Genomic DNA, 14,559 nt, shown 5'->3' with positions numbered 1-14,559 from the left:
CCCTTCCAGCCGCCGTTCCGCGCTTCGGACCGAGCGACCCCTCTGGCAGATCGTTTCTGCCCACACCTGGACGGGTCCGTCACCCCTCCGACCAGTTGTGACGTTCCGTGAGTGTCTTCGGGATGTCGTTCGGGAGAACTCCGGCGAAATCCCGGCCGGCTCACCCATCCGGTGCAGGCGAACAGGTCGTAATACGACAATCATGCACAAGCTGGGTGCGGTGTCCCGTCGACCGCGTCCGGAGGTTCATGTGCCGCGCCAGTTCCCCCTGAGGCGACTTCCCCGGGAGGCGGGCACGGCACGGGGGGCGCGGACGAGGCTGCGCAGCACCGCCGCGGTGTGCACCACGATGTCGGCGCTCGCCGCGACGTCCCTGATCACCGCGCCCTCGGTCGCCGAGCCCTTCTCCCCGGAGCCCTGCGCCCTCCAGCGCACCGACGTGCACCACTCCGAGGGCCTGGACACCTGGAACGCCGCCTACCCGCGGCCGGCCCGCGCCCTGGACGCGGTGATGGTGTTCCTGTCCTTCCCCGACTCCCAGCCGCTGACGGCACCGGCCGAACTCGCCGCCGACCACTTCCCCGCCACCGGCGACTTCTTCCGGCGCGCCTCCTACGGCGCCTTCACGCTGCGTCCGCACCCGCTGCGGGACTGGATCCGGATGCCGAGCCCGTCGACGTCGTACGCCATACGGCGCGACTGGAGCCCGGAGCACCGGGCCGCCTACCTGCGCGACGCGCTGGCCGCGGCCGACCCGCACGTCGACTTCTCCCGGTACGACGTCGTCTACTTCGTCGCGGACCCGGACGCGCCGGGGGTGGACTCCGACGCCACGAAGGTCGTCAACCTGGACACCCCGATGCGGGCCGACGGCACGGACATCCGGCGCGTCGTCACGGTCTTCGAGAACCATCCGCCGGACCGGCTGGTCCTGGCCCACGAGACGGGGCACGTCTTCGACCTGCCCGACCTGTACCACCGTCCGGTCGACGGCAAGGGCGACTGGGACACACATGTCGGCGACTGGGACCTGATGGGCAGCCAGTTCGGACTGGCCCCGGACCTCTTCGGCTGGCACAAGTGGAAGCTGGGCTGGCTGCAGCTCCGGCAGGTGGCGTGCGTGCGGGGCGGCGAGCCGACCCGGCTGACGCTGGAGCCGCTGGGCGCGGGCCCGGGGGTGGTGGTGACCGGTGCCGCCGGCGCCCCGGCCTTCGGCCTCGGACGGGGTACGAAGCTCGCGGTGGTGCGTACGGGAGCGGGCAGCGCGCTGGCCTTCGAGGTGCGCACGCCGGTCGGCAACGACGTCTCCGCGTGCCGGGCGGGGGTGCTGGTGTACCGGGTGCGCAGCGGGGAGCAGTCGGGGGGCGGGCCGATCGAGGTGGTCGACGCCCACCCGGACACCGAGGCCTGCTGGGCCGGCTCGGTCTACCCCCCGCTCGCCGACGCCCCGGTGGGCCTCGGCGAGAGCTTCACGGTGCCGGGAGACGGCGTGAGGGTGGAGGTCGAGGCCCGCACGGAGTCGGGCGCCTGGACCGTACGGATCACACCCGGCTGACCCACTCGTCCCCGGCCCACAGATCCCCGGCAACCCACTCGCTCCCGGCCCACACCGGCATCGGGCGAGCCCGGCACCCCCGGCCCACCGCGCACGGGGGTGTGGGTGGCGAAGCCCCCACGACGCGCGGCGAAGCCGCGCAAAAACAACGATGGCGAGGCCGCTTCGCGCTTTCCGCGAACACGCCTCGCCATCGCCATCGTGCGCCGCCAGGGACTCGAACCCCGGACCCGCTGATTAAGAGTCAGCTGCTCTAACCAACTGAGCTAGCGGCGCCTGCTGACGTCGTAGACCTTAGCATCCTGCTCGGCGGGAGGAAAAATCGAAATCCGCACCGCCGCCCGGGCCGCCCGCACCGCCGCCCAGAGCAGGATCTCCGGGCCGGGCAGCCAGGGCCGGCGGGTGTCCGGGGCCACCAGCCAGCGGGACCCGGACCGCGGCGGCGCGTCCGCGGGGGCCGTACCCGCGGGGGGCGGGACGGTCACCGCGTCCCCGGCGCCGTGGCACAGCAGGGGCGGTACCGCACCCGTACGGCCGCTCTCCCGGCCGCGGGCGCCCCACTCCTCCCAGTCGAGGAGCGAGGGCAGGCGCTGGGCGGTGCCCGGCGCCGCGAACAGCAGCATCCGGCCGCGGAACTCCGCCACCGGCCCCGACCCCGGGCCGTCCTCCCACATCCGGTCGAGCATCCGGCGGCCGAAGATCGCCGGAGCGCTCACCACGTCGAAGGCGGAGCCGCAGGGCAGGACGACCGGCGCCCCCGGCCGCTCCTCCCACAGCGCGAGCGTGTGGCGCGGGTACGCGCCCGCCGACGCCAGCCAGGCGGCGCCGTCCGAGGTGACGTCCGAGACGTGGGGCGTGGCGTTGCGTGTGCTGCTCATACGCAAATATCTACCGTGTGTGAACGACACGCTCCGCCGGGTTACGGGAAACGGTGACACGACGACCGGGAAGGGAGTATCTTGCCCACCCTCCTGTCATATGCGCCCCGGTTACTCGGCCGGTTCGCCGCGCATCAGGTCGCGGCCGAACTCCACCATCTTCTTGGCGTAGTCCTCGGTCCACTCGGCGCGTTCCGCGATGTCGGCGGTGGTCAGGCGGTCGAACCGCCTCGGATCGGCCAGCTGTGCCGCCGCGACCGCCTGGAACTCCATCGCCCGGTCCGCCGCGGCGCGGAACGCGTGGGTCAGCTCGGTGGCCCGTTCCAGCAGGGCCCGGGGGTCGTCGATCGACTCGAGGTCGAAGAAGTGCTCGGGATCGGCGGCCGCCTCGGCCGGCTCGAAGAGCAGGGGCGCGGGGCGTAGCCGCGGTTCGTGCCGACGCGGCGTGGGCTCCGCCATGTCTGTCCTCCTCGTACGTCGCGACGGCCCTCCCCGGGACGCGGGGCACTCCGGTGGAGCGGGCCACCGTCCATTGTCCCGCGCCCGCGCAAGAGGGCGGGGCGTGTCCGGCACCGCGGCCCGGACACACCCCGCCCTCTCCCGGCCGGGTCAGCCGGCGTACGTCTCGTCGGCGATCCTCGGGGTGCCCGAGGCGCCGGTGATCTCGAAGGTGATCTTCTCCAGCGAGACCGGGGAGAAGGTGATCACGCCCGCTCCACTGCCGGAGGCCAGGACGGCGCCGGTGCCGTGGTCGAGGACGCGGTACGAGCCGATCGTGCCCTCGGAGCCCGCCGCCTCCCTGATGTTGATCTTGCCGACGGTCTGGGCGGAGGACCACTTGACGGAGACGGAGCCCGTCGTGCCGGCCGGGGACCAGTAGGTGCCGAGGTCACCGTCGCGGACGTTGCCGTAGCTGGTGCCGCTCGCCTTGGACGAGCCGTCGGAGCCGGCGCCGATGCTGAGGTTGGTCCCGCTCGGCGGATCGGTCGGATCCGGGTCGGTCGGGTCCGTGGGGTCCGTCGGGTCGGTCGGGCCCGGGTCGGTGGGGTCGGTCGGGTCCGGGGTCTGCGGCGTGCAACTGCCGTCCGACACCTTCAGGCCCTTGTTCGCGCCCGCCGTGGCGCTCACCACGGACGGCACGCAGGAGGCGTCGTCCAGGGTGTAGGAGTAAGGGATGGACACCGTGGTGGTGGACTGCGGGTCCGGGCCGGCCGGGTTGTTGTCCTCGCCGGGCTCGGACCAGGTCACGTTGTCGTAGATGTTGCCGCTGACCTGCCAGGTGCCGGCCTGGTCGGTGTAGAAGGTGCCGAGGACGTCCTTGGAGTCCTCGAAGTAGTTGTTGTCGACCTTGGCCTTGGCGCCCGCGCGGGAGTTGATCCCGGACTCGTTCAGGCTCACGTAGTGGTTGTTGTACATGTGGGCGACGCCGCCGCGCAGCAGGGGTGCCCGGGAGTCGATGTTCTCGTACAGGTTGTGGTGGAAGGTGACGTAGCCGTTGGAGCGGTCGCTCTCGCTGGAGCCGATGAGTCCGCCGCGCCCGGAGTCGCGCAGGACGCTGTAGGACAGGGTGACGTACTGGGTGTTGTCCTTCATGTCGAAGAGGCCGTCGTAGCCCTCCGACTCCCCGCCCGACGCCTCCAGGGTGGAGTGGTCGACCCAGACGTTGCGGACGTCGCTCTCCATGCCGATGGCGTCGCCGCCGTTGGAGGTGGGCGAGCCGGACTTCTTGACGTTCCGGACGGTCACGTTCTGGATGACGATGTTGCTGGACTCCCGGATGTGGATGCCCAGTTGGTCGAAGACGGCGCCGCTGCCGACGCCGACGATCGTGATGTTGCTGACCTGCTTGAGCTCGATCTTGTCGGCGGCCGTGTTGCAGCTGTCGCCCGACACCTTGCTGGTGTTGCCGTGGTTGATGGTGCCCTCGACCTCGATGACGATCGGGGTGGAGCTGCTGGCCCGGCCGCACAGGGCCTCGTGGATCGCCGTGCCGGTGGTGGCGCGGACGGTCTCCCCGCCCGCGCCGCCGGTGGTGCCGCCGTTCTGGGTCGCGTAGCCGGTGGCGCCGCCGGCCGCCGCCGACGCCGTCTCGGGCATCGTCAGCACCACACCGGCCGCGGCCGCGAGGGCCAGCGTGCCCAGTGCCGCTTGGAGTCGCAGCGCGACTGGTCGTCTCATCCTCGGTCTCCCCATTCGCCTTCACATGCCGGAACGGAAACCATGACGTGATCATGTCAATCACATCATGGCGGAAAGCGCTTTCTCAGCGTGAGAATAGGGATCCCCCCGGAAGCTGACAAGAGGTCAGGCGAGATCTCGAACGTTCAGCATGAGGAACGGTCTTCTTCTACATGAACGAAAGTGCCTCGATGTGCACCTCGGCCGAAGCTGCGATACGATCATCCTGCCTGATCACGGAGGCCAACCTCCCGCAGCAGGCAGCGCGTTGGTGGTCCAAGGAAAGACGCCCCACTTCCCGTGGGGAAATGCAGGTGCAAGGCCTGCCCAGCGCTCGACGAGAACCCCGGTCCCGCTCACGCGGGACCGGGGTTCTTCCGTTCCGTACGGCGCTCGCTCAGACCTGCACCACCGGCTCCCGGGTGAACAGCGCGCCCAGCTCGGGGGCGTTGACGCGGCGGTCGGCCAGGCGCAGGGCCTCCCAGATGGTGACCTGGTTGGCGGTGAGGACGGGCTTGCCCAGTTCCTTCTCCAGGGCCGGGATGTGGGCCGCCGTGTGCAGGGCCGTGTCCGGGAGGAGGACCGCCTCGGCGTCCGGGCGGTCGGCGGCGCGGGCCAGCGCAAGTACCTCCTTCTCGGTCCAGGTGCCGACCTCCGCGGCCGTGATGATGCCCGAGCTGACGACGCCGGTCACCTCGATGCCGGCGGTGCCGAGGAAGTCCGCGAAGATCCGGGCCACGTCCTCCGGGTAGGTCGCGCCGATCGAGACCCGTCGCGCCCCGATCTCCTTCACCGCGTGCACGAAGGCGAAGGAGGTGGACGAGGCCGGCATGCCCGCCGTCCGGGCCAGCGCACGCACCTGTTCGTGGGCGCCGTCCCAGCCGTGTACGAAGCTGCCGCTGGTGCAGGCCCAGACCACCGCGTCGGCACCGGCCAGCCGCAGCTCGGCCACGCCCGCCTCGAGCCGCTGCGGCGAGCCCATCTCGAGCAGCGCGTCCACCCGGTGGGCGTCCTCGCCGATGTCCGTGTGCACCAGGTCCACCCGGATGCCGCTGCTCAGGAGCTGCTCGATGCGTGGGTAGTCGTCCTCGCCGGAGTGGCCCGGGTACAGGATTCCCAGTGCTGTCATGTCCACCCTTCCTGCTGCTGTTCCGAGTCCGGGACGTCACCGACGCCCGGCAGGTCCGCCGCGGCGGGTCCGACCGGGCCCGCCACCGCGGGGTCGACGGGACCGGCGGGCCCCACCACCGCGGGACCGGCCGCACCCCTCGCCGCGGGGCCGATGCGCGCCGACGGATCGGTCAGCGCCTGGTACGGCCCCACCGCAGGGGTACCCAGTCGGCGCAGCGCCGCCCACATCGTCACTTGGTTGGCCGAGATCACCGGGATCCGCAGCTCGGCCTCCAGCTGCGGGATGACGTCGTAGGTGGGGAGGTTGGTGCAGGAGATGAACAGGGCGTCCGCCGCCCCGGGCCTGGGCACCGCCCGGCGGGCCATGTCGGACACGTCGCGGTACGGGACCTTCCAGATGTGCCGGGTCAGCCCCATGAAGGCGCAGCCGCTGATCGTGACGCCGGCCTCGGCGACGTACGCCTCCAGCGCCCGGGTCACGGACACGGTGTACGGCGTCACCAGCGCGACCCGGCGTACGCCCAGCTCCGTCAGCGCGTCCAGCAGTGCGCCGGAGGTGGTGACGGACGGGACGGCGCCCGCCCAGGTCATCGCCTCGCACATGGCGCGTTCCCCTGCGATGCCGCCGACGAAGCTGCCCGAGGTGCAGGCGTAGGCGACGACCTGGGGTGCGATGGCGTTGAGGGTGCGGACCGCCTCGCCCAGGGTCTCGTGCTCGCTGACCATCCGGGCGAGGTCCAGACTGACCTCGACGGGTACGAAGGGTGTCCGTGTCATGTGGAGTGACACGTCGTCGGGCACCCATCGCCACAGCTCGCGATCGAGTGCGAAGTCGAACGGGGCGACCACGCCGACCCCGCGTTGCGGAGCTGGTCCGCCGAGAAAGGAGATGTCCATGGCACGCACCGGCCTCACACTGAGGAAGGAGAGGGCAACGCACCGTTATGAACGGCCGTGTTGACGAAGGTAGGTTCCGGTGCGAGCGTGGTCAATCCGCCCGCATCACCTCCAGGTCAACAGCTGGTTAAGTCCCCCGTCAACTCCTGAACCGCCCCGCTTTCCCCGACCGGAGACAGGCCCGCCGATGACCATGCCCTCGCCCACGCCCGCGTCCCCGCCCGTGCCCACGCTCCTCGTCCTGGACGCCGAGCCGCTCCCCCGTCTGGGCCGGCTGACCGGCCGGGCCCGCGTCGAGCACGCCGACGCGGCGACGCTGGCCGAGCGGCTGCCGTACGCCGACGTCCTGCTGGTGTGGGACTTCACCTCCCACGCGGTGCGCGAGGCGTGGCCCGGCGGCGGCCCGCGCCCGCGCTGGGTGCACACGGCCAGCGCCGGCGTGGACCATCTGATGTGCCCGGAGCTGGCCGAGTCGGACACGGTGGTGACCAACGCGCGCGGCGTCTTCGACCGGCCGATCGCCGAGTACGTCGCCGCGCTCGTCCTGGCGATGGCCAAGGACCTGCCGGCCACCCTGCGGTTGCAGGGCGAGCGGACCTGGCGGCACCGCGAGTCGATGCGGGTGGCCGGAACCCGCGCCTGCGTGGTGGGCACCGGGCCGATCGGGCGGGCGATCGCGAGCACGCTGGAGGCGCTCGGCGTCACCACCGCGCTGGTCGGCCGCACCGCGCGTCCCGGCGTGCACGGGACCGAGGAGCTGGACCGGCTGCTGGCCGGGGCCGACTGGGTGGTGGCGGCGGCCCCGCTCACCGACGACACGCGCGGCATGTTCGACGCCCGGCGGTTCGCTCTGATGCGGCCCTCCGCCCGGTTCGTGAACGTGGGGCGGGGCCCGCTGGTCGTCGAGGAGGACCTGGTCGAGGCGCTGACCGCGCGCCGGATCGCGGGCGCCGCCCTGGACGTGCTGAACGACGAGCCGCTCGCGCCGGACAGCGCGCTGTGGGAGGTGCCGGGGCTGATCGTCTCACCGCACATGAGCGGGGACACGATCGGCTGGCGGGACGAACTGGGAGACCAGTTCGTGGAGTTGTTCGAGAGCTGGGCGGCGGGCGGACCGCTGGCCAACGTGGTCGACAAGAAGCGCGGATACGTGCCCGGACACTGACGTCGCCGACGACACCGACGTCCCAAGACCTGCGGGAGGGTGCTGCATGACCGACCTCACCGAGCTGACCGCCGTACAGCTCGTCGACGGCTACCGCAAGGGTGCTTTCAGCCCCGTGGAGGCGACCCGGGCGGTCCTGGAGCGGGCCGAGCGGATCCAGCCAGAGGTGAACGCGTTCGTCCGGCTGACCGGCGACGAGGCGCTGGACCGGGCCCGCCGGGCCGAGGAACGGTGGCGTCGCGGGGAGCCGTGCGGGCGGCTCGACGGGGTGCCGGTCACGGTGAAGGACATCCTGCTGACGCGCGGTCAGCCCACCCTGCGCGGCTCGCGGGCCGTCTCGCCGGACGGCCCCTGGGACGAGGACGCGCCGTCCGTCGCCCGGCTGCGCGAGCACGGCGCGGTGTTCGTCGGCAAGACCACGACGCCGGAGTACGGCTGGAAGGGCGTGACGGACTCGCCCCTGTCCGGCGTCACCCGCAACCCGCACGACCCGTCCCGCACGGCGGGCGGTTCCAGCGGGGGCGCGGCGGCGGCCGTGGCGCTCGGGGCGGGGCCGCTGGCGCTGGGCACGGACGGCGGCGGCAGCGTGCGCATCCCCGCCTCCTTCTGCGGCGTCTTCGGCCTGAAACCGACGTACGGGCGGGTGCCGCTGTACCCCGCGAGCGCGTTCGGCACGCTGGCGCACGTCGGCCCGATGACCCGGGACGCGGCGGACGCGGCGCTGATGCTGGACGTCATCGGCACCCCGGACGCCCGGGACTGGTCGGCGCTCGGACCGGCGCCGGGCTCGTACACCGAGGCGCTGTCGGGCGGGGTGCGGGGGCTGCGGGTGGCGTACTCGCCCTCGCTCGGCGGGCAGGTGGCGGTGCGTCCCGCGGTGGCCGGGCCGGTGCGGCGGGCGGTGGAACGTCTGGCGGAGCTGGGCGCGTACGTGACGGAGGCCGACCCGGACTTCGCCGACCCGGTGGACGCCTTCCACACCCTGTGGTTCAGCGGGGCGGCGCGGGTGGTGCAGCATCTGCGGGCGGGGCAGCGGGAGCTGCTGGACCCGGGGCTGCGGGAGATCGTGGGGGCGGGGGCGCGGTACTCGGCGCTGGACTATCTGGCGGCGGTGGACGTGCGGATGGAGCTGGGGCGGCGGATGGGGGTCTTCCATCAGGGGTACGACCTGCTGGTGACGCCGACGCTGCCGATCACGGCGTTCGAGGCGGGGGCGGAGGTGCCGAAGGGGTCCGGGTACCGGCGGTGGACCGGATGGACGCCGTTCACCTATCCGTTCAACCTGACACAGCAGCCGGCGGCGACGGTGCCGGTGGGGACCGACGGCGACGGGCTGCCCGTCGGCCTCCAGATCGTCGCGGCGCGGCATCGCGACGACCTCGTGCTGCGGGCCGCGCACGCGCTGTACGGGGCGGACGCCGCCTCATGACCATACGGAACGCCGGTTGAACGCGGAGACGGTCATCGCCGTGGCCGCCACCGTCATCGCGCTCGGATCGCTGTGGGTCAGCTGGGCCCAGACCAGGGCGACCCGGCTGCACAACCGGCAGTCGGTCAGACCCCTGCTGCAGATCCGGCGGATACGCCAGGACGACGGGGTCGGGCTGAAACTCGTCAACGCCGGCCTGGGCCCGGCCGTCGTGACGCGCACCGTGGTGCGCCTGGACGGCGCGGCGGCCGGGGAGTGGAACCGGGAGGTCAAGGGGGCGATCTTCGCCCCCGGGCTGCGGCCGAAGACGTACTCCCTGCGGGCGGGCTCCGTCGTGCTCGCCGGACAGGAGACGTTCCTGGTGCTCCTGGACCGGTCCGGCAGCACCGGCCCCGACCGGCTCCAGGAGTTCTGGCACCTGATCGACCGGCGGCTCGTCATCGAGATCGAGTACGAGTCGCTGTACGGCGGTGAGGGGTTCTCCGTGTCGTCGGCTACGCCCGGCGGAAGCTGAGCGTCTCCCCCGCGGCACCGGTGCGCCACAGGTCGTTGCAGGCCTCGGCCATGTCTTCCAGGCCTTCGGTGATGCGGCCCCAGACGGTGCCGGGGACCCAGCCGACGTCGCCGTTGAGGAGGAGGTTGTTGCGCTCGTAGAAGAGGGCCAGGTCGACGAGGGTGGTGCCGGGGCGGACCTCGCGGTCGTAGCCGTACGCCTTCGTGCCCAACTCGGCGCCCGCGAAGGCGAAATAGCACAGGTCACCCGGAATGGGCGTGACCGTCGGGTTCTCCAGGGGCGGTTCGGATGTCGCGAAGGGCGGGAAAAGGGCGTAGATCTCGTTGCGGGCGTATTTGGCGTGATACACGTCGCCGCCGAGGGGGAGCGCGTCCCAGACGGCCGCGCAGGTGATCGGGGCCCGGTCGTCGAGCAGTTGGGCCGTGCAGGTGATTCCACGCTTGACCAGCGAGACTTCGATGTAGCGATCAGCCATGCCCTCCATGGCAGTGCCGAACGGCCCCGCGGTCAAGGGCGCCGGGCCGATGTATCGGACTGAAAAAGATCGGCATAACCTGCCCGCCTTCGGGTAGCTGCGCGCCCATGGCTCCACCACACAGAACCCCGCCATGGGGTATATCCGACCAAAGGTCCAGGACAGCCGGGCCCACCCGCCGGTCGCTGCTCGCGGGGGTCGCGGCGCTCGGCGCACTGGGGGCGGCCGGCTGCTCGCGGGTGGCCACGGCGTCCGACGTCAAGGGGGGTGACCTGCTCGGCCGGCTCAGGGCACAGGGAGTCGCCCGGCTCGGCATCGCGGGCGAGATCCCCTTCGGGTACATCGACAAGAACGGCGAGCTGACCGGTGAGGCGCCGGAGCTGGCGAAGGTCATCTTCAAGCGGCTCGGAGTGGACCGGGTGCAGCCGGTGCCGACGGAGTTCGGCTCCCTGATCCCGGGCCTGGCCTCGCAGCAGTTCGACGTCGTGGCGGCCGGGATGTACATCAACCCCGACCGGTGCCAGCAGGTCATCTTCTCCGACCCCGACTACCAGATGCTCGACGCGTACATCGTGCGCAAGGGCAACCCGCTCGGGCTGCACGACTACGAGGACGTCGTCAAGAAGAAGGCCAAGTTCGCGACCGGCACCGGCTACGCCGAGATCGCCTACGCGGTGGAGCACGGGTACAAGGAGGACGACATCCTGATCGTCCCCGACCAGGTGGCCGGACTCAACGCCGTCGAGTCCGGGCGCGTGGACGTCTTCGCCGGTACGGCACTGACCGTCCGCGAAGTGGTCAAGAAGTCCACCAAGGCGGAGGCGACCGAGGCGTTCGCGCCGGTCGTCGACGGCAAGCCGCACGTCGACGGCGGCGGATTCGCCTTCCGACCGGACGAGACCAACCTGCGGGACGCCTTCAACGTCGAGCTGCAGAAGCTCAAGAAGAGCGGCGAACTGCTGCGCATCCTCAAGCCCTTCGGTTTCACCCAGAACGAGATGACCGATCTGACCGCGAAGGAGCTCTGCGGCGGATGACCTCGGGACTGTGGGAACTCGTACTCCAGGGCGTCTGGGTCACCATTCAGCTGCTCTTCTTCAGCGCCCTGCTCGCGGCGGGCGTCTCCTTCGTGGTCGGCATCGCGCGCACCCACCGGCTGTGGATCGTCCGCTTCCTCGCGGGCTTCTACACCGAGGTGTTCCGCGGCACTTCCGCGCTGGTGATGATCTTCTGGGTCTTCTTCGTGCTGCCCCCGGCCTTCGGCTGGCAGCTGGTGCCGATGTGGGCGGGCACGCTGGCGCTCGGCCTGACCTACGGGGCGTACGGCTCCGAGATCGTGCGCGGCGCGCTCGGCGCGGTCGATCCGGCGCAGAAGGAGGGCGGCATCGCCCTCAGCTTCACGCCCTGGCAGCGGATGAAGCTGATCCTGCTGCCGCAGGCGGTGCCGGAGATGATCCCGCCCTTCTCCAACCTGCTGATCGAGCTGCTCAAGGGCACCGCCCTGGTGTCGATCATGGGCATGGGCGACCTGGCCTTCAGCGGCAACCTGGTCCGCCTGGCGCTGCAGGAGAGCGCGGAGATCTACACGTACATCCTGCTGATCTACTTCGTGATCGCGTTCCTGCTCACGCGGGTGATGCGCGGCCTGGAGAAGAAGCTGAAGGCGGGCGTCGGCAAGGCGCCGCAGAAGAAGACGGCGGCCGTGCGGGTGCCTGAGGGAAGTGGTGTGTCGTGAACTGGGACTGGAGCGCGGTCTCCGACTTCATGCCGCACTTCTGGGACGGCCTGCTGGTCACCCTGCAGATCCTGGTGCTCGGCTCGCTGGTCTCCTTCGGCCTCGGCCTGGTGTGGGCGCTGCTGATGCGGGTGCCGAGCCGCTGGGTGACCTGGCCGGTCGGTGTGATCACCGAGTTCGTCCGGAACACCCCGCTGCTGGTGCAGCTGTTCTTCCTCTTCTACGTGCTGCCCGAGTGGAACATCACCTTCTCGGCGCTGACCACCGGTGTGGTCGCCATCGGTCTGCACTACTCGACGTACACGATGCAGGTCTACCGGGCCGGCATCGAGGGAGTGCCGGTCGGCCAGTGGGAGGCCGCGACGGCGCTGAACCTGCCGATGCGGCGGACCTGGACGGCGGTCATCCTGCCGCAGGCGATCCGCCGGGTGGCCCCCGCCCTCGGCAACTACGTGATCTCCATGCTGAAGGACACGCCGCTGCTGATGGCGATCACGGTGCTGGAGATGCTCGGCGAGGCGCGGCTGTTCTCGCAGCAGAACTTCCAGTTCACCGAGCCCCTGACGGTGATCGGCGTGGCCTTCATCGTCATCTCCTACCTGGCCTCCCTTGCCCTGCGAGCCCTGGAGCGACGCCTTGCCCACTGACACTCTTCCCAACCCCGAGAAAAGCCCCGAGCGCAGCTCCGGCGAACTGATACGCCTGGAGCAGGTCACCAAGCGGTTCGGGGACAACACCGTCCTCGACCACCTGGACTTCTCCGTCGACGCCGGCAAGCACGTCACCCTGATCGGCCCGTCCGGGTCGGGCAAGACGACGATCCTGCGGCTGCTGATGACGCTGCTCAAGCCCGACGAGGGCACGATCACCGTGGACGGGCAGAAGCTCTTCCCGGCGACCGAGAAGGAGCGCCGCGAGGTCCGCAAGCAGATCGGGATGGTGTTCCAGCAGTTCAACCTGTTCCCGAACATGAGCGTGCTGCGCAACATCACCGAGGCGCCGGTGACGGTGCTCGGGATGTCCAAGGACGAGGCCGTGGAGCGGGCCAAGGGCCTGCTCGACATGGTGGGCCTGGCCGACAAGTGCGACGCCCGCCCGGCCCAGCTCTCCGGCGGCCAGCAGCAGCGGGTGGCGATCGCCCGGGCACTGGCGATGCGCCCGAAGGTGCTGCTGCTGGACGAGGTGACCTCGGCGCTCGACCCGGAGCTGGTCGCCGGCGTCCTGGACCTGCTGCGGGACATCGCCCGCAGCACGGACATCACGATGCTCTGCGTGACCCACGAGATGAACTTCGCCCGGGACATCTCGGACCAGGTCCTGATGTTCGACTCGGGCCGGGTCATCGAGGCCGGAGCGCCGGAGAAGATCTTCAGCGAGCCGGAGCACGACCGTACGCGGGAGTTCCTCAGCGCGGTCCTGTGACCACACGGCGCGACTGCCCCAACGTCCGAGGTCGGGACGTTGGGGCATTCCGCTGGCATATGCCAGCGGGCCAGCGCCGCAGTTGGGGGCCCTGAAATTCGGCCAACACCCCCTCACATCGGGCACTTTGGCGGCTATCGTGGACGTCATCCGCTGTCCGCACCGGGGGCACAGGCAGGGACAGGGGGAGGGGCCCATCAGCTAGCGCAGGGGGAGACCACCGTGGCGCTGCAGCACAAGCCGACCGCGCCGCACCACTCGGCCCAGGACGCCCTGCGCGTCCTGGAGACGGTGACGCGGCACACCTCCGGTGTCACCGACACCGAGATAGCCCGCCGAAGCGGCCTCGACCGGGAGCGACTGACCCCGCTCCTGCGCATGCTGCGCCGCGAGGGCTACGTCGAGCAGACCGCCGACGGCACGTACGTCACCGGGGAGTCGCTGGCCCGCCTCGGCTCGGCCCACGGCCGGGAGCAGGCGCTGCGCGACAAGCTCCAGCGCACCCTGGACCGGCTGCGCGACTCGGTGGGCGCCGCCGTCTACATCAGCCGGTACGTCGACGGCGAGGTCAGCGTCACCCAGTACGCCGACAGCCCGGCCACGCCCAGGGTGAACGAGTGGGTGGACTTCCGGGTCTCGGCGCACGCGACCGCGGTGGGCAAGAGCCTGCTGACCCAGCTGGACCACGCGGGCCGCCTCGACCACCTCGCCCGGCACAAGATGGCCCGCCTGACCTCGCGCACCATCACCAGCGACAAGCTGCTGCTGTCCCGACTGGAGTCCCAGCCGGCCACCGTGCCGGTCCTCGACCTCCAGGAGTACGCGGTGGGCACGGTCTGCGCGGCCGTCCCGATCACCGCCGGTTCCGCCGCGGGCTGCCTGGCCCTGTCGCTCCCGGTCGAGCACGCGCACCGGCTGCGCGAGGCCGCGGACGAGCTGAACCGGAGCGCGGCGCCGGTACTGCTGTCCATGGCGATCTAGGGTCTGCCCGGCGGCCCGTCCGGGGCTGGTCACGAGCACTGCCCGGGACCGGGTAGTATTTTCTTCGTCGCCGGCCGCGGAAAGCGGACGGCGGGAGTCATGCGCCGCTAGCTCAGTTGGTTAGAGCAGCTGACTCTTAATCAGCGGGTCCGGGGTTCGAGTCCCTGGCGGCGCACAGCAGGATAGGCCCCCTCGCCGA

General features: G+C 71.1%; 15 protein-coding genes and 2 tRNA genes. 10 read left to right on the top strand and 7 right to left on the bottom strand.

Annotated features, from left to right (window positions below; all coding sequences use genetic code 11):
• Positions 1 to 202 precede the first annotated feature (202 nt).
• The gene (locus tag NI25_RS24810; protein WP_107071832.1) at positions 203 to 1,555 is read left to right on the top strand and encodes a M6 family metalloprotease domain-containing protein; all 1,353 of its coding nucleotides are present in this window, start codon (positions 203 to 205) and stop codon (positions 1,553 to 1,555) included.
• Between the two features lie 202 nt (positions 1,556 to 1,757).
• Here NI25_RS24810 and NI25_RS24805 read toward each other — a convergent pair.
• The 6 genes from NI25_RS24805 to NI25_RS24780 form a co-directional block, all read right to left on the bottom strand.
• Positions 1,758 to 1,831, bottom strand: a tRNA-Lys gene (locus tag NI25_RS24805).
• A complete protein-coding gene (locus NI25_RS24800; RefSeq protein ID WP_061444550.1) occupies positions 1,822 to 2,433 on the bottom strand; it encodes a bifunctional DNA primase/polymerase in 612 nt (203 codons plus the stop codon). Before NI25_RS24800 ends, NI25_RS24805 begins: the two co-directional genes overlap by 10 nt.
• Before the next feature lie 111 nt (positions 2,434 to 2,544).
• On the bottom strand, positions 2,545 to 2,892 hold the full coding sequence (locus NI25_RS24795) for a hypothetical protein (RefSeq protein WP_061444549.1): 348 nt from the start codon (positions 2,890 to 2,892) through the stop codon (positions 2,545 to 2,547).
• A gap of 150 nt (positions 2,893 to 3,042) precedes the next feature.
• A complete protein-coding gene (locus NI25_RS24790) occupies positions 3,043 to 4,611 on the bottom strand; it encodes a pectate lyase family protein (RefSeq protein ID WP_061444548.1) in 1,569 nt (522 codons plus the stop codon).
• A 397-nt stretch (positions 4,612 to 5,008) separates the two neighbouring features.
• Entirely contained in the window at positions 5,009 to 5,740 is a 732-nt protein-coding gene (locus NI25_RS24785) for an aspartate/glutamate racemase family protein (RefSeq protein ID WP_061444547.1), read from the bottom strand.
• Positions 5,737 to 6,639: an aspartate/glutamate racemase family protein gene (locus NI25_RS24780; protein WP_061444546.1), complete on the bottom strand. Its 903-nt coding sequence runs from the start codon at positions 6,637 to 6,639 to the stop codon at positions 5,737 to 5,739. The genes NI25_RS24785 and NI25_RS24780 overlap by 4 nt, the downstream gene beginning before the upstream one ends.
• A gap of 187 nt (positions 6,640 to 6,826) precedes the next feature.
• Between NI25_RS24780 and NI25_RS24775 the strand changes: the two genes are divergently transcribed.
• The 3 genes from NI25_RS24775 to NI25_RS24765 are packed head-to-tail and all read left to right on the top strand — an operon-like array spanning position 6,827 to position 9,747.
• Positions 6,827 to 7,804 (top strand): D-2-hydroxyacid dehydrogenase, encoded by a 978-nt coding sequence (locus NI25_RS24775; protein WP_061444545.1) that lies wholly within the window; start codon positions 6,827 to 6,829, stop codon positions 7,802 to 7,804.
• 46 nt (positions 7,805 to 7,850) lie between these two features.
• A complete protein-coding gene (locus NI25_RS24770; RefSeq protein WP_061444544.1) occupies positions 7,851 to 9,233 on the top strand; it encodes an amidase in 1,383 nt (460 codons plus the stop codon).
• Between the two features lie 16 nt (positions 9,234 to 9,249).
• A complete protein-coding gene (locus NI25_RS24765; protein ID WP_228954885.1) occupies positions 9,250 to 9,747 on the top strand; it encodes a hypothetical protein in 498 nt (165 codons plus the stop codon).
• Here the strand turns inward: NI25_RS24765 and NI25_RS24760 are convergent.
• Entirely contained in the window at positions 9,728 to 10,222 is a 495-nt protein-coding gene (locus NI25_RS24760) for a DUF3830 family protein (protein WP_061444543.1), read from the bottom strand. The two genes, NI25_RS24765 and NI25_RS24760, sit on opposite strands and share 20 nt — an antisense overlap.
• Positions 10,223 to 10,329: 107 nt before the next feature.
• On the opposite strand from NI25_RS24760, the gene ehuB reads away from it, so the two are divergent.
• From ehuB to NI25_RS24730, 6 genes are all read left to right on the top strand, one after another.
• Positions 10,330 to 11,259: an ectoine/hydroxyectoine ABC transporter substrate-binding protein EhuB gene (gene ehuB / locus NI25_RS24755; protein ID WP_107071830.1), complete on the top strand. Its 930-nt coding sequence runs from the start codon at positions 10,330 to 10,332 to the stop codon at positions 11,257 to 11,259.
• Positions 11,256 to 11,957 carry an ectoine/hydroxyectoine ABC transporter permease subunit EhuC gene (gene ehuC, locus NI25_RS24750; protein ID WP_061444541.1) on the top strand — a complete coding sequence of 234 codons (702 nt, stop codon included), beginning with the start codon at positions 11,256 to 11,258 and terminating at the stop codon, positions 11,955 to 11,957. Before ehuB ends, ehuC begins: the two co-directional genes overlap by 4 nt.
• Positions 11,954 to 12,604, top strand: a complete 651-nt coding sequence (gene ehuD, locus NI25_RS24745) for an ectoine/hydroxyectoine ABC transporter permease subunit EhuD (RefSeq protein ID WP_061444540.1) — start codon at positions 11,954 to 11,956, stop codon at positions 12,602 to 12,604. Before ehuC ends, ehuD begins: the two co-directional genes overlap by 4 nt.
• Positions 12,594 to 13,379, top strand: a complete 786-nt coding sequence (gene ehuA / locus NI25_RS24740) for an ectoine/hydroxyectoine ABC transporter ATP-binding protein EhuA (protein WP_059300561.1) — start codon at positions 12,594 to 12,596, stop codon at positions 13,377 to 13,379. Before ehuD ends, ehuA begins: the two co-directional genes overlap by 11 nt.
• A gap of 222 nt (positions 13,380 to 13,601) precedes the next feature.
• Entirely contained in the window at positions 13,602 to 14,360 is a 759-nt protein-coding gene (locus NI25_RS24735; RefSeq protein ID WP_061444539.1) for an IclR family transcriptional regulator, read from the top strand.
• A 101-nt stretch (positions 14,361 to 14,461) separates the two neighbouring features.
• A tRNA-Lys gene (locus tag NI25_RS24730) sits at positions 14,462 to 14,535 on the top strand.
• Positions 14,536 to 14,559 lie beyond the last annotated feature (24 nt).

It is taken from the genome of Streptomyces sp. CCM_MD2014, from assembly GCF_000772045.1.
GTDB classification, from domain to species: Bacteria; Actinomycetota; Actinomycetes; order Streptomycetales; family Streptomycetaceae; genus Streptomyces; species Streptomyces salinarius.
This window is presented reverse-complemented; position numbering and strand designations above follow the sequence as displayed.